The organism is Mesorhizobium sp. WSM4841, assembly GCF_055811515.1.
This window is the reverse complement of sequence record NZ_JBVVQC010000063.1, coordinates 1-13779: the sequence shown is the minus strand read 5'-3', so window position 1 is coordinate 13779 and position 13779 is coordinate 1. Positions and strand designations below refer to the sequence as shown.

General features: G+C 62.5%; 16 protein-coding genes. 9 read left to right on the top strand and 7 right to left on the bottom strand.

Going from position 1 to position 13779, the window contains the following annotated elements; genetic code table 11:
* Positions 1 to 148: 148 nt before the first annotated feature.
* The 3 genes from AC0L14_RS34165 to AC0L14_RS34155 all read left to right on the top strand — a co-directional run bounded on the left by AC0L14_RS34165 (position 149) and on the right by AC0L14_RS34155 (position 3239).
* Positions 149 to 1057, top strand: coding sequence for a ribokinase (locus tag AC0L14_RS34165; RefSeq protein WP_473752162.1), 909 nt, complete (start codon positions 149 to 151; stop codon positions 1055 to 1057).
* 9 nt (positions 1058 to 1066) lie between these two features.
* Positions 1067 to 2515: an amidase gene (locus AC0L14_RS34160; protein ID WP_473752161.1), complete on the top strand. Its 1449-nt coding sequence runs from the start codon at positions 1067 to 1069 to the stop codon at positions 2513 to 2515.
* A 109-nt stretch (positions 2516 to 2624) separates the two neighbouring features.
* Positions 2625 to 3239 (top strand): LysE family translocator, encoded by a 615-nt coding sequence (locus tag AC0L14_RS34155; RefSeq protein ID WP_473752160.1) that lies wholly within the window; start codon positions 2625 to 2627, stop codon positions 3237 to 3239.
* A gap of 53 nt (positions 3240 to 3292) precedes the next feature.
* Here AC0L14_RS34155 and AC0L14_RS34150 read toward each other — a convergent pair whose 3' ends face one another.
* Positions 3293 to 4234: a nucleoside hydrolase gene (locus AC0L14_RS34150; RefSeq protein ID WP_473752159.1), complete on the bottom strand. Its 942-nt coding sequence runs from the start codon at positions 4232 to 4234 to the stop codon at positions 3293 to 3295.
* Positions 4235 to 4377: 143 nt separating this feature from the next.
* Between AC0L14_RS34150 and AC0L14_RS34145 the strand changes: the two genes are divergently transcribed.
* Positions 4378 to 4803, top strand: coding sequence for an Hsp20 family protein (locus tag AC0L14_RS34145; protein WP_095496851.1), 426 nt, complete (start codon positions 4378 to 4380; stop codon positions 4801 to 4803).
* Between the two features lie 165 nt (positions 4804 to 4968).
* Positions 4969 to 5226 (top strand): BQ00720 family protein, encoded by a 258-nt coding sequence (locus tag AC0L14_RS34140; protein ID WP_095496852.1) that lies wholly within the window; start codon positions 4969 to 4971, stop codon positions 5224 to 5226.
* A 74-nt stretch (positions 5227 to 5300) separates the two neighbouring features.
* On the opposite strand, the gene ptsN is transcribed toward AC0L14_RS34140, so the two are convergent.
* The 6 genes from ptsN to lptC form a co-directional block, all read right to left on the bottom strand.
* Positions 5301 to 5765 carry a PTS IIA-like nitrogen regulatory protein PtsN gene (ptsN, locus tag AC0L14_RS34135; RefSeq protein ID WP_095488401.1) on the bottom strand — a complete coding sequence of 155 codons (465 nt, stop codon included), beginning with the start codon at positions 5763 to 5765 and terminating at the stop codon, positions 5301 to 5303.
* Between the two features lie 83 nt (positions 5766 to 5848).
* Positions 5849 to 6433 (bottom strand): ribosome hibernation-promoting factor, HPF/YfiA family, encoded by a 585-nt coding sequence (hpf, locus tag AC0L14_RS34130; protein ID WP_123151737.1) that lies wholly within the window; start codon positions 6431 to 6433, stop codon positions 5849 to 5851.
* A gap of 268 nt (positions 6434 to 6701) precedes the next feature.
* Positions 6702 to 8228 (bottom strand): RNA polymerase factor sigma-54, encoded by a 1527-nt coding sequence (gene rpoN, locus AC0L14_RS34125; RefSeq protein WP_473752158.1) that lies wholly within the window; start codon positions 8226 to 8228, stop codon positions 6702 to 6704.
* Positions 8229 to 8418: 190 nt separating this feature from the next.
* The gene (lptB, locus tag AC0L14_RS34120) at positions 8419 to 9237 is read right to left on the bottom strand and encodes an LPS export ABC transporter ATP-binding protein (protein WP_123151735.1); all 819 of its coding nucleotides are present in this window, start codon (positions 9235 to 9237) and stop codon (positions 8419 to 8421) included.
* Positions 9237 to 9860 carry an LptA/OstA family protein gene (locus AC0L14_RS34115; protein ID WP_473527319.1) on the bottom strand — a complete coding sequence of 208 codons (624 nt, stop codon included), beginning with the start codon at positions 9858 to 9860 and terminating at the stop codon, positions 9237 to 9239. The genes lptB and AC0L14_RS34115 overlap by 1 nt, the downstream gene beginning before the upstream one ends.
* Entirely contained in the window at positions 9847 to 10560 is a 714-nt protein-coding gene (lptC, locus tag AC0L14_RS34110) for an LPS export ABC transporter periplasmic protein LptC (protein WP_473752157.1), read from the bottom strand. The genes AC0L14_RS34115 and lptC overlap by 14 nt, the downstream gene beginning before the upstream one ends.
* Before the next feature lie 320 nt (positions 10561 to 10880).
* Between lptC and sppA the strand changes: the two genes are divergently transcribed.
* The 4 genes from sppA (at position 10881) to lhpI (ending at position 13720) form a co-directional block, all read left to right on the top strand.
* On the top strand, positions 10881 to 11834 hold the full coding sequence (gene sppA / locus AC0L14_RS34105; protein WP_473640245.1) for a signal peptide peptidase SppA: 954 nt from the start codon (positions 10881 to 10883) through the stop codon (positions 11832 to 11834).
* A gap of 70 nt (positions 11835 to 11904) precedes the next feature.
* Complete coding sequence (locus AC0L14_RS34100; RefSeq protein ID WP_006200394.1) at positions 11905 to 12189, top strand: integration host factor subunit beta; 285 nt, start codon at positions 11905 to 11907, stop codon at positions 12187 to 12189.
* A gap of 83 nt (positions 12190 to 12272) precedes the next feature.
* Complete coding sequence (locus AC0L14_RS34095; protein ID WP_473488043.1) at positions 12273 to 12605, top strand: LapA family protein; 333 nt, start codon at positions 12273 to 12275, stop codon at positions 12603 to 12605.
* Positions 12606 to 12739: 134 nt separating this feature from the next.
* Positions 12740 to 13720, top strand: a complete 981-nt coding sequence (gene lhpI / locus AC0L14_RS34090; RefSeq protein ID WP_473752156.1) for a bifunctional Delta(1)-pyrroline-2-carboxylate/Delta(1)-piperideine-2-carboxylate reductase — start codon at positions 12740 to 12742, stop codon at positions 13718 to 13720.
* Positions 13721 to 13779 lie beyond the last annotated feature (59 nt).

The window sequence follows — 13779 nt, the reverse complement described above, 5'->3', positions numbered from 1 at the left end:
TCCGGCCTCCCCCCCCCCCAAAATCCCCCCCCGGCGCCCCAATTGCCCCCAAAAACGACCCCAAAAAAAATAAAATACCCCCCTGGTTTTTCCCCAAAACCCCACCCCTTTTTGGTAAAACCACGAAGCGTCAGCAGGGAGGCACCACTTGATCATCGTTATCGGCTCGATCAACCTTGACCTTATCGCCAATGTCGACCGCTTGCCCGCACCGGGCGAGACGGTTCGCGGCTCCGGATTTACCACCGCACCCGGCGGCAAGGGCGCCAACCAGGCCCTGGCCGCCGCGCGCGCCGGTGCCAAGGTGCGCATGGTCGGCGCGGTCGGCAAGGACAATTTCGCCACTGAAGCGCTGGCGCTGCTGCGGGACGGCAAGATCGACCTGTCCGGTGTCGGCGAAACCTTCGCCTCGACCGGCACGGCATTGATCATGGTCGCCGACGACGGCGAGAACGTCATTGCCGTGGTGCCGGGCGCCAATGATTCGGTCGTGACAGGCGACCTCTCCAGGGCTTTCATGAAAAAGGGCGATGTCGTACTCCTGCAGCAGGAGATCCCGCTGCAGACTGTCGATGCAGCACTGGACGCGGCCGGGGCGGCAGGCGCGGTCACCGTGCTCAACACGGCACCATTCCGCGGCGAGGCGGCCGCCTTCCTCGGCAAGGCCGACTATGTCGTCGCCAACGAGACCGAATTCGACCTCTATGGTGAGGCGCTGTCGCTGAGCGGCCGAGATCGCCCGGCGCGGATGCGCGATTACGCCGGGAAGACCGGCCGCACAATCGTCGTCACGCTCGGCGGTGACGGCGTTCTGGCTGCGACGCCAGCCGATCTTCTGATGGTTCCGGCGCTGAAGATCACCCCTGCCGACACGGTCGGCGCCGGCGACACGTTTTGCGGCTATTTCGCCGCCGGGCTCTCATCCGGCCTGCCGCTCGATCAGGCGCTCGCCCGTGCAGCAGCCGCAGGTTCGCTCGCTTGCCTGAAGCCCGGCGCCCAGCCGGCGATCCCGCTGGCGAAGGAAGTCGACGCTGCGCTTCAAAAATCCGCCAGCTAGGTGAGAGCCATGCGTCCGGCCACAAAACACCCCGTGCCGCCTGCCGGCGATATCTGCCGTCTGTCCGCCGTGGACCTTGCCGACGCGATCAGGCGCCGTCAGCTATCCGCGCGCGAGGTGGTGACGGCATTCCTCGACCGGATCGACGCCGTGAACCCGCTGGTCAATGCCATCGTCTCACTACGCGACCGTGCCGACATCTTGCGCGAGGCTGACAAGGCAGACGCCCATCTGGCGCATGCAGGGCATGCCGGACCGCTGTTCGGCCTGCCGATCGCCATCAAGGATCTCGCGCAGACCAAGGGCCTCAGGACCAGCTTCGGCTCGCCGATCTTCGCCGATTTCGTGCCGCAGGAAGACGATTTCTTCGTGGAGCGCATCCGCAAGGCCGGCGCCATCATCATCGGCAAAACCAACGTTCCCGAATTCGGGCTTGGCTCCAATACCTACAACACCGTGTTCGGCCCGACGCTCAATGCTTTCGACGCGGCCTTGACCGCCGGCGGTTCGAGCGGCGGCGCGGCGGTCGCGCTGGCGCTCGACATGCTGCCTGTCGCCGATGGCAGCGACTTTGGCGGCTCGCTGCGCAACCCGGCCGCCTACAACAATGTCTATGGCTTCCGTCCGTCGCAGGGACTTGTCCCGGCCGGTCCCGAACTTGACGTCTTTCACACACAGATGGGCGTCGAAGGACCGATGGGCCGCAGCGTGCGCGACATGGCGCTGCTGCTCGACGAGCAGGCCGGCTACGACCCTCGCGCGCCGCTCTCACATCACAAGCACGGTTCGTTCCTCGAAGGGCTGCAAACGGCAGCGCCCGGCGGCCGCATCGCCTGGTTCGGCGATCTCGGTGGTCATCTGCCGGTCGAACCTGGCATCCTTGATCTTTGCAAGGCCGCTCTCGGCCGGTTCGCCGACGTATCCTTTCAGACCGAGGCGCTGGTGCCGGATTTCGACTACGAAGCGCTGTGGCAGGCCTTTGTGACGCTGCGCCAGGCAAGCAGCGGTTGTGCGCTCAAGGCGCATTACGACGATCCCTTCAAACGCAGTCTTCTGAAGCCGGAGGCCGTGTGGGAGGTGGAACATGCGCTGCAGCTCACGGCGCCGCAAATCCACGCCGCCACGGTGAGGCGCTCGTCCTGGCACAAAACCCTGCTGTCGCTCTTCGACCGCTTCGACCTCGTCGCACTGCCGACTGCGCAGGTCTTCCCCTTCGAGTTCGCCACCCACTGGCCGACGCAAGTGGCCGGGCGTGCCATGGACAGCTATCACCGCTGGATGCAGGTTTCAGCGTTCGCCACGCTGGGCGGCTGCCCGGCGGTCAACGTACCGGCGGGCTTCGATGCCAGAGGCAGGCCGATGGGCATGCAACTGATCGGGCGGCCGCGCGGCGACATGGCCGTGTTGAGAGCAGCGGCAGCCTACGAGACGACGCTGCCGTGGCAGGCCGGAGCCTAAGTCCAGGTCAAGGCCGCCAGCGACGTATCCTGCCGGCTTGCACCGGCGTTGCCGTCATGCATTGATCACGATCGGCCGCGTCGCAAGCCGCATATTGTCGAGGAAAACCATGTCGCTGGAACTCTACGCTACCTATGTCGTTGCCTGTATCGTCATTGTCCTGGTGCCCGGACCGACGGTCACGCTAATCATCGCCAACAGCATCCGCCATGGCTCCCGCGCCGGCCTCGCCAATGTCGCCGGCACGCAGGCCGGGCTGGCCATCATGATCGCCATCGTCGGCGTCGGATTGACCTCGCTTATCGCGGGAATGGGCCATTGGTTCGAATGGGTCAGGCTGATCGGCGCTGCCTATCTGATCTGGATGGGTGTGCAGATGTTCCGCTCCAAGGGCAAGCTGAACGCCGACGGATCGGCGAAGACACCGCGCGGCGGCTTCTTCCTGCAAGGCCTGCTGGTGGCGATCAGCAATCCCAAGACGCTGGTGTTCTTCGGCGCCTTCTTTCCGCAGTTCATCGCCCCTGAAGGCAACTACGCGTTGCAGATCGGCGTCATGGGTCTCACCGCCCTGATCTTCGCCGCCGTGTCGGATTCGACCTTCGCGCTCGCCGCCGGCCGCGCCGGACGCCTGCTCTCGGCCGGCCGCATCAAGCTCATGTCCAGAATCAGCGGCAGTTTCCTGATCGGCGGCGGTCTGTGGCTGGCGTTTTCAAAGGCGAAGTGAGCGGCACCTTTCCTTCCCCCCTTGTGGGCCCACAAGGGGAGAAGGAAGGAGCCCTAAAGCCGTCCCAGCCTTTCCAGCAGCAGTGCGAAAAACGCATCATGGTCGATGTCGCGCATCACCATGGCGTTGTTCGGTCGCTTGGTCACGCCCCACCAGTCGATCACGGTCATGCCCATGGTGAGCTCCGAGGCGGTTTCCACGGTGACGTTGCAGTTGCGGCCCCTGAATAGCTCCGGCTTCAACAGATAGGCGATGACGCAAGGGTCGTGCAGTGGACCGCCATCGGTGCCGTATTTCTCCTCGTCGAAGCGCTCGAAGAATTCCAGCATCTCCGTCGTAGCCGTGCCGACCCTGGTGCCGAGCTTGCGGAAGGCCTGGGTTCGCTTGGCGGTGGTCAGCGCCTTGTGGGTGACGTCGAGCGGCATCATGACGATCGGGATGCCGGATTTGAACACGACGTCGGCGGCATGTGGATCGACATAGATGTTGAATTCGGCGGTCGGCGTGACGTTGCCGCCTTCGAAGAAGCCGCCGCCCATCAGCACGATTTCCTTGATGCGCGGCGCGATCTTCGGCTCGCGGATAAGCGCCAGCGCAACGTTGGTGAGCGGTCCGAGCGCGCAGAGCGTAATCGTGCCGTTCTCTTCCTTCATCAGTGTCTCGACGATGAAATCCACCGCACACTGGTCCTGCAGCTTCATTGTCGGTTCGGGCAATTGCGGTCCGTTGAGACCGGTCTCGCCATGCACCTCCTCGGCGGTAACCAGTTCGCGCGCCAGCGGCCGGATGGCGCCGGCATAGACCTTGATGTCAGACCTGCCGGCCAGTTCGCAGATCTTGCGTGCATTCTTTTCGGTGAGCCTCAGCGGCACGTTGCCGGCGACGGCGGTTATGCCGACGATCTCCAGCTCGGCGCTGCCGAGCGCCAGCAATATGGCGACGGCATCATCCTGGCCGGGATCCGTGTCGATGATGATCTTGCGGGATAGGGGCATTTCAATTCCTTGTTTGGGGAGTCTTTTTGGGCGGGGCTTATGACGGCTTGAACTTGACCGCGGGGCGGACCATATCAAGACCATCGGGAAAAATGCCATCTGGGTTTTTCCACTTTATGTCGCTCTTGAGAGGACAATGTAACATGAGCCGAATGACGCCTTTTTCCAGCCCGCTTCTCTTGGGTTTCGATGCCATGGAAAAGACCCTGGAGCGTCTGGCGAAATCGGGTGATAGCTACCCTCCCTATAACATCGAGCGCCTCAGCGGTGCCGACGGCAAGGCCGAAAGGTTGCGTATCACGCTCGCTGTCGCCGGTTTCGCCGAGAACGATCTAGATGTGACCACGGAGGAGAACCAGTTGGTCGTGCGCGGCCGCCAGAACGACGATACCGAGCGCGAATTTCTTCATCGCGGCATTGCCGCGCGCCAGTTCCAGCGCTGTTTCGTGCTGGCCGACGGCATGCGGGTGATCACCGCGGAGCTGAAGAACGGGCTTTTGTCGATCGATCTCGATCGGCCCGAGTCCGAACGGCTGGTACGGAAAATAAACATATCGGTGAAAGACTGATCCTTACCGCTGCATCGGCCGGAAAATCGGAATCGATTTTCCGAAAGTACGATGCAGCAAATTGAAGTGTTAGAGCGTCCTTTGTGTGTCCAATTGGACACACGGCGCTCTAATGGCTCTCATGCGAGGCGGCCTGAGCGGAGTCCTCGCGACAAGGAGGCTTAAATGACTAGAACTGACGAAAATCTTATCATGACCAGCGGCGAATTCGCCCATCTCGGCGAAGGCTCGGTCGCCTATCTCAGGAAAGTGTCGAGCGACGATCTGCGCGGCCGTTTCCCGGGCCTCGGCGAAATCGCGCCCGGCCTTGAACTGTGGGCCCTGTTTGCCGCCAATGGCCAGCCGATCCTGCTTTCGGACGCTCGCGACCGGGCGCTGGCTGGCGCCCTGGAAAACGACCTGATCCCCGTCGCCATCCACTAACAATAGGCGCAGCGATCTGGTTGGAAACGGACAGGGCCGCTCACGGCGGCCCTTCAACGGATCCAATCAAAAACTCAGGCCGCGTGTGAGGCTTGCGTGTCCGACAAAAGCGCGTGGATCGCTGCGGCGTCGCGGGTGCCCCTGATCTTGGCCACCGTGTCGGCGTCGCGCAGCACCCGCGCGATGCGCGACAGCGCCTTGAGGTGGTCGGCGCCGGCGCCTTCGGGCGCCAAAAGCAGGAACACCAGATCGACCGGCTGGTCGTCCAGCGCCTCGAAATCGACCGGCGTCTCCAACCGGGCGAAAACCCCGGCGATCCGCTTGACCCCGGCCAGCTTGCCATGCGGAATGGCAATGCCGTTGCCGACACCGGTCGAGCCCAGCCGTTCCCGCTGCAGGATGGTGTCGAACACCTCCCGTTCCGGAATGCCGGAAATCGCTGCCGCCCTTTCGGACAGCATTTGCAGCAGTTGTTTCTTGGAGTTCGCCTTCAACGCCGGCAAGATTGCCGGAACGTTGATAAGATCGCTCAGATCCATACTTGAAATCCCTTGTTCGCCTGCCGTCGCCAGCCCTCACTCTCGCGTGCGGCTGGTTCCTTATCCCAGTGCGGCCTTGGTCGTCATCCCTGCGCGACCTTGGTCGTAGACGGGTCGATCCAGCCGATATTTCCGTCCGGCCGGCGATAGACGATATTGAGATGCTCGTTTCCGGCGTTGCGGAAGACGAGAACCGGGCTGTCCTTGGTGTCGAGCTCGATCACGGCTGACGCCACCGACATGGTCCGCAGCGTCATGGTTGATTCGGCGACGATGGCTGGCGCGAAATTCTCCGGTATTTCCTCATCGTCATCGGCAAGCGGCGCCATCACCGTATAGGCGATGTCGGTGAGTTCGCCATTGGCATTGCCTGAATTATGTGACTTCAGCCGACGCTTGTAGCGCCGAAGGCGGGTTTCGAGGCGATCCGCCGCGGCCTCGAAAGCGAGCGTCGGGTCCTGGGCTTCACCGGTCGCCTGCAGCGAAGCGCCGGAATCCAGCCGGATCATGCAATCGGCCGTGTAGCGCGACCCCGATTTGACGACTACAATTTGCCCTGAAAAGCCCCGATCGAAATATTTCCCGATCACTTCTCCGACACGGTCGTTGATGCGCGTACGGAACGCATCGCCGACATCCATGTGTTTTCCTGATATGCGCAGTGTCATCTGAAAACTGACCTTCCTTGCTCAGGCTTCAAACTGTCCCGAGTTTATACCCGTGGTCTGTGCGCACAAGCTTTGCGGCGTCACTTGCGCCGATTTTAAATCCGAACTTTCCGGTTGATCACAAGCCGCCTTCTTTGACCGTCCCGTGGCCAACGTCGTGACGGACCATCCGCATGCGGGCAGTAGCCCGTCCCATGCGGGCGGGCTTCTAGCCACTTCAATGCGGCTTGTCAATGAAGCGCGAAAGCTGTGGAAATTCCGTCGGGGATCAACGTCCGGCGCTGGCCAAAGCGCGTTTTTCACGCCGCCGCTGCACCGACGAGGGAATATTCATGCCCTCCCGATACTTGGCGACCGTGCGCCTGGCGATATCGACGCCACTTTCCCGCAACATATCCACAATCGCGTCGTCGGAAAGCACGTCGGCCGGTTTCTCCTCGTCGATCAACTGCTTGATGCGGTCGCGCACCGCTTCAGACGAATGCGCATCGCCGCCACCCGACGAAGCGATCGAGGCGGTGAAGAAATAGCGCAGTTCGAACACGCCGCGCGGCGTCAGCATGTATTTGTTGGCGGTGACCCGGCTGACGGTCGATTCGTGCATGCCGATGGCGTCGGCCACCGTGCGCAGGTTGAGCGGCTTCAGGTGACGCACGCCATGGACGAGGAAGGCGTCCTGCTGGCGCACGATTTCTGAGGCAACCTTAAGGATGGTCTTCGCCCGCTGGTCGAGACTGCGCGTCAGCCAGTTGGCGTTTTGCAGGCATTCCGCCAGGAAATCCTTTTCCGTCTGGTTTTTCGCATGCGGTGAAACCTGGGCAAAATAGATATGGTCGACCAGCACGCGCGGCAGCGTTTCGGCATTGAGTTCGATCACCCAACTCCCGTCATTGGCCGCCCGCACTTCGACATCAGCGATGATCGCATCGCTGGCACCGCCCGAAAACGCCATCCCCGGGCGCGGATCGAGCGCACGTATCTCGGCCAGCATGTCGAGCAGATCCTCCTCGTCGACCCCACAGATCCGTTTCAGGGTCTGGAAATCGCGCCGCGCCAGGAGCTCGAGATTGGCGATCAAAGCCTTCATCGCCGGGTCGAGCCGGTCGCGGACGGCAAGCTGCAGCGACAGGCATTCGGCGAGGTCGCGGGCAAAGATGCCGGCGGGCTCGAATGTCTGGCAGACCTCGAGTGCATTCGTCACCGCCGCTCTGTCGGTGCCGAGACGAGCGGCGATCTCAGCCATGTCGGCGCGCATGTAGCCGGCCTCATCGAGGCCATCGGCCAGTTCGCTGGCGATCAGGCGTGCTGCCGAGTCGGCGAAGGCAAGCGCGACCTGTCCGCCGACATGCTCGCGCAGCGTGATGGCGGCGGCCGCCATGTCTCCGACCTCGAAGCCGTCCGACGAGGACGCGGAACCGTTGCCGGAGGCCGATTTCCATTGGGCCGTCAGGTCGGGACCGAGCCGCTCGCTGGTGCCGGGATCGTCGGGAAACAGGTTTTCCAGCGAAGTATCGAGCTTTTCCGAGATCGCCTCGGCGCTCCACGCCGTTTCCTTCTCGAACCAGTCGCCGCCGGTGGCCGTTTCCGGCACGGCATCGATCTTCTGCGCCTGATCGCTGACGGCATCGTCCTGCGGCTCGGCGCGATCGAGTAGAGGATTGCGCTCGATCTCGTCGTCGATGAAGCGTTCCAGCTCGACGTGGGTGAACTGCAGCAGCCGGATCGACTGCATGAGTTGCGGCGTCATCACCAGCGACTGGGACTGTCGTAGCTGTAGTTTTGCCGCCAACGCCATGGTTCGGTTTCAAACGCCCTGTCTACGCATCCGGACTGCCGGAAGGAGTTGGGCATAGAAACTGGCCCGGCTTTTGCTTGTCAAGGCGACAGCGATCAAAACTCGCCTGTCGGTGCGTTATTTGGAGGAGAAATCGGAGAAAAAGGCTCGTCTCGCGCCAAAAATCGCGCTTGGAGGGGAATTTTCCCGCTTAGAGTGTAAATCCCTCACCGAGATAAAGCCGCCGCACATCCGGGTTTGCGACCACTTCATCGGCCCGGCCATGGGTCAGCACCTGGCCGGCATGGATGATGTAGGCGCGGTCGATCAGGCCGAGCGTCTCGCGGACATTATGATCGGTGATGAGCACGCCGATGCCCCGCGCCGTCAGATGGCGCACGAGTTGCTGGATATCGGCGACGGCGATCGGATCGATGCCGGCGAAAGGTTCGTCGAGCAGCATGTATGCGGGGCGGGTCGCCAGTGCACGCGCGATTTCAAGGCGGCGCCGCTCGCCGCCGGAAAGCGACAGCGACGGGGCCTTGCGCAAATGGCTGATGTGAAACTCCTCGAGCAGTTCGTCGAGACTGCGTTCGCGCTCCTTGCGGCTCTTTTCGACCACTTCGAGCACGGCACGGATGTTTTGCTCGACGCTCAAGCCGCGAAAGATCGACGCTTCCTGCGGAAGGTAGCCGATGCCGAGGCGGGCGCGGCGGTACATCGGCATCGAGGTGACATCGAAGCCGTCGATTTCGATTGTGCCTTCATCGACCGGCACAAGGCCGGTGACCATGTAGAAGCAGGTCGTCTTGCCGGCGCCGTTGGGACCGAGCAGCCCGACCGCCTCACCGGCGCGCACGCCGATCGTCACGCCGCTGACGACTTTGCGGCCCTTGTAGCTCTTGGTCAGGCCCTTGGCGATCAAGGTTCCCTTGAACTTTACCTGGTCGACGCTGACCGTGGCCGGTGCCGCAAGTTTGCTGGCGGCGCGTCCTGGAAGACGCGCCATCAGCGATGCTACGTCGACCATCAGGGGTTCGCCGCTCCCGACTTCGCCGGCGGCGTGATCGACATCATGACGCGGCCCCCGCAGGCGTCGACCTGGGCCAGGCCGCTCTTCATCTGCACGGTGAGCTTGCAGCCGACCAGTACATTGTCACCTTGCGAAAGCACGACCTTGCTGCCTGAAAGCACCAGCACTTCCGTCTTCATGTCGAAGGTGCCGCTGTCGCCGGTGGCGACCTGGTCGTCCGATTTGATATAGACCTTGTTGGCGACCTCCAGACGGTCGATGTTGGCCGAGCCGGTCATCGCGGCACCTGCGTCCTGCGCTTCCTTGGCGTCAGCGTCGGCGTCCTTGACGTAATAGACCGTCATCTTGCCGGCCTTGAGCAAAGTCGGCCCTTGGACGACGCTTACATTTCCTGTGAACACGGCGACGCTTTCCGCCTGGCGGACCTCGAGCTTATCGCTTTCGATCTGGATGGGCTTGTCGCCGGACAGTTTGAGGCCCGACAACTGGCTGGTGGCCTTGGACTGCGCCAGAGCCGGCGTCGTCCCCAAGCTCAGCCCCAAAGCCAGCCCCAAAGCCAGCCCACGGGCCGGCAACGCCGAAGCTGCTGCCCCGAGCCATGTCGAACTACTGAACCGCATTGGATTCTCCGCTCATTGCCTCTGCCGCTTTCAAGCTGGCGGGATCGATGTTGACACGCACTCTGTTCTCGAAAACCACGATCTTGCCGTTGTCCTGGATCGACATCGAATCTGCGGTGATCCGCGACCCGCCGCGGCTGACGTCGACCGGGTCGTTCGTCTTCATAGTGCCTTTGCCCATATCGAGAAAGACCGATTTGAACTTTGCCGCCAAGCCATCGGTGGTGGTTATGGTGACATCGCTGGTCAGGCTCATCGTGTTGCCGTCACGATTGTAGGTGCCGTGCGAGGCATTGATGGCCGCCACATTGTCAGTCGATATCGGCAGCTTGGCGTCGATGCCCTCCAGATTGATGATGCCTTGCTTGGTCACGTCCTGTATGGCGCGCAAGGCCGTCATGGAATAGGGCAGTTTCTGCTTGGTGAACCCGTTGAGCTTGGGGTTGGCCATCACCAGCTTGCCATTGGCGAAGGCGCTGCCGTCGGCCTGGACCTGGATTGAGCCAGGCGCCGCGAGATAGGTATAGATCGGGAAGGCGACCGCGATCGCGGCAGCGGCCAGCGGCACCGCCAGCTTCAAGATCCGCACGCGGCGCGAATGGCGCTGGGCAATGCCGAAGGCGTCGACCCGCGCCGGGCCTACGTCCGGGGGAGCCAACTCCGTCTCGGTGTTGGTCAGTTCGATCGGTCGCGCTAACATAACTGCTTTCTTTTAAACCCCTGCCGCCAAGCACCCCTATAGGTGGGATGCCGGCGCCCTCAAGCAAGCACAAGCGGAGGAAAACCGCAAAAGTGTGACGGTTGCAGTTGTACAAACGAAAATGAAACCGGCACGACTTGCATCTCATACCAGATACAGGCGCACAGCGTTAGGGGCCTGTGGATTGGTCTTGATGTCTCTTGAAACGCCGGCTCGCGAACGTCGAAACCCTGTCTTTGGCGCAAGCTCGTCAGGAATCGGTAGCCGGGCGCGGATGGTTGCTTTAAAAGCATCTGCTTCCACCGTCTATGAGGCTGACCATGGCACTGAGAGCCGACGACCTGATCGACCGCCGCCGCTTGCGCCGCAAGCTGACATTCTGGCGCGTTGCAGCGCTTGTTGTCGCGGCAGTCGGGCTGATTGCCTTTTCGAGCTGGATTTACGGTGACGACTTCACTGGCACGGCGGTCGACCATATCGCCAAGGTCAAGATCGAGGGCACCATTACCGAAGACGAAGACCTGATCAAACAACTGGACACCATCCGTCAATCCTCGAGGGTGAAAGCTGTGATCCTGTCGATCGATTCACCGGGCGGCACCACCGTCGGGGGCGAATCGATCTACGAAGCAGTGCGCAAGCTGGCCGCCGAGAAGCCGGTGGTGGCCGAGGTCGGCACGCTGGCCGCATCGGCGGGCTATATGATCGCCACCGCTGCCGATCATATCGTCGCGCGCAAATCGTCGATCGTCGGCTCGATAGGCGTGCTGATCCAGTATCCGGACGTCAGCGGCCTTATGGACAAGCTCGGCATCAAGCTCGAGGAAGTGAAATCCTCGCCCTTGAAAGCCTCGCCATCGCCTTTCAAGCCGACCAATGACGACGAGCGCACCATGGTCCGCAAGCTGATCCTGGACAGCTACGACTGGTTCGTCGGCGTCGTCGCCGAACGACGCAACATGACCAAGCCGGAGGCGCTGGCCCTGGCCGACGGTTCGATCTTCACCGGCCGGCAGGCTGTTGCCAACAAATTGGTCGACGCGGTCGGCGGCGAGACCGAAGCGATCGACTGGCTCGCGACCAAGGGCGTCGACGCCAAGCTCAAGGTGGTGGAGTGGAAGGACGCGGAAAGCGGCGGCTTCCTGTTCTCGAAAGCGACGGCGCGAACCATCGGCAGTGCGCTCGGCCTGCCCGACTATGGCGGCGAGATCATTCACGAACTTGGTGCCGACCGCTTGTTTCTTGACGGTCTCGTTTCCGTCTGGCACCCTTGAGACGAGTGAAAAAAGCAAATAAAATCATCCTCATAATTTTGACCGCAGTGTTTTCACGGGGAGCCTTCTCATGATCAAATCCGAACTTGTGCAGATCATCGCCACACGCAACCCGCACCTTTTTCTGCGCGACGTCGAAAACATCGTCGGCGCGATTTTCGACGAGATCACCGACGCGCTTGCCGAAGGCAACCGGGTCGAGCTGCGCGGTTTCGGTGCTTTCTCGGTGAAAAACCGCCCCGCCCGCACCGGCCGCAACCCGCGCACCGGCGAATCCGTCGAGGTCGAGGAGAAATGGGTGCCGTTCTTCAAGACCGGCAAGGAATTGCGTGAAAGGCTGAACGGCGGCAAATAGGCGCCGCGCGAGCTCGTGCGCCATGCCGGCCTTTTTCAGTAGGGCGCGGCCCGCGGCCGAGCCCGTCTTCGACAGGAAATTCCATGTTCAATCGTTTCATGCTCGTCGTGGTCTTCGTGCCGCTGGCCGTCATCCTGATTGCGCTGGCGGTCGCCAATCGCGATCCGGTTGCCTTCACCCTGGATCCGTTCAACCCCGGCAATCCGGCGCTGACGCTGACGCTGCCGCTTTTCATCTTCCTGTTCCTGGCTCTCGCCATCGGCATGGTGGTCGGCAGCCTGGCGACCTGGATCAAGCAGGGCCGCTATCGCAGGCTGGCGCGCCAGCGCGGCGTCGAGGCCGAGAACCTGCGCCAAGCGGTCAGCCGTGCGCCGGCTGCGCCACAAGGCCCGGCCTTGCCGAAGCCGACGAACTGAGCCAACACAGCGCCGCACGTCCTTTGGGACGCACATAGGACGCCGTACCATTTTGATTACGCATGATCTTTTCCGAAATCGGTTCCGATTTCCGCGGTTATGCGTTAGGCGTATTTCTCTCCACGGAGTTTCCCATGCTGACCATTTCGGCGGCCGAGGTCGATCATGCGCTGACCTTTCCCGGCCTGGTCGAGACTCTGCGCGCGGCCTTTCGCGATGGCGCGATGCAACCGGTCAGGCATCACCATATGGTCGAACGGCCCGACGGCGCGGCCTCGACGCTGCTCCTGATGCCGGCCTGGACCGACTTCAATGCGGCCGGCACGTCGGCAGGCGGCCATATCGGCGTCAAGATCGTTACGGTGTCGCCCGACAACAACACCGTGGGCAAACCCGCGGTGATGGGGCTTTACCTCCTGCTCGACGGCGCGACCGGCGAGCCTGAAGCCATGATCGACGGCCAGCGGTTGACGCAGTGGCGCACGGCCTGCGCCTCGGCGCTGGCCGCCTCCTATCTGGCCCGCGAGGACGCTGAGCGGCTGCTGGTGGTCGGTGCCGGCGCGCTGTCGCCGTTCCTCGCCAAGGCGCATTCAGCGGTGCGGCCGATCACCGCCATCCGCATCTGGAACCGCACGCCGGCCAATGCAGAAAAGGTTGCGTCGGAATTGCGCGCCGAGGGCTTTGCGGCCACCGCCGCGAGCGATCTCGACGCCGAACTCGGCCAGGCCGACATCGTTTCGTCGGCGACGATCACGACCACGCCGCTGATCAAGGGCGCGCTGTTGAAGCCGGGAACCCATGTCGATCTGGTCGGCGGTTTCACGCCTGATATGCGCGAAAGCGACGACGATGCGATTGCGCGTGCCCGCGTCTATGTCGACACCCGGGCCGGCGCCACCAAGGAAGCGGGCGACATCGTCCAGCCGCTGGCCTCGGGCGTGCTGGAGGCGCAAGCCATCGTCGCCGACCTGCATGAATTGGCACGCGGCCAAAAGAAAGGCCGGCAGAGCCCCGGTGAGATCACGCTTTTCAAATCGGTCGGCGCAGCCCTCGAAGACCTCGCCGCCGGCATTGCGGTGTACAAGGCGCTGAAGAGTAGGGGAGTAAGGGAGTAAGTGAGTAAGTGAATAGGGGAAATATGACTAGCACGAAGCCGCACGATTGGTACGGCTCC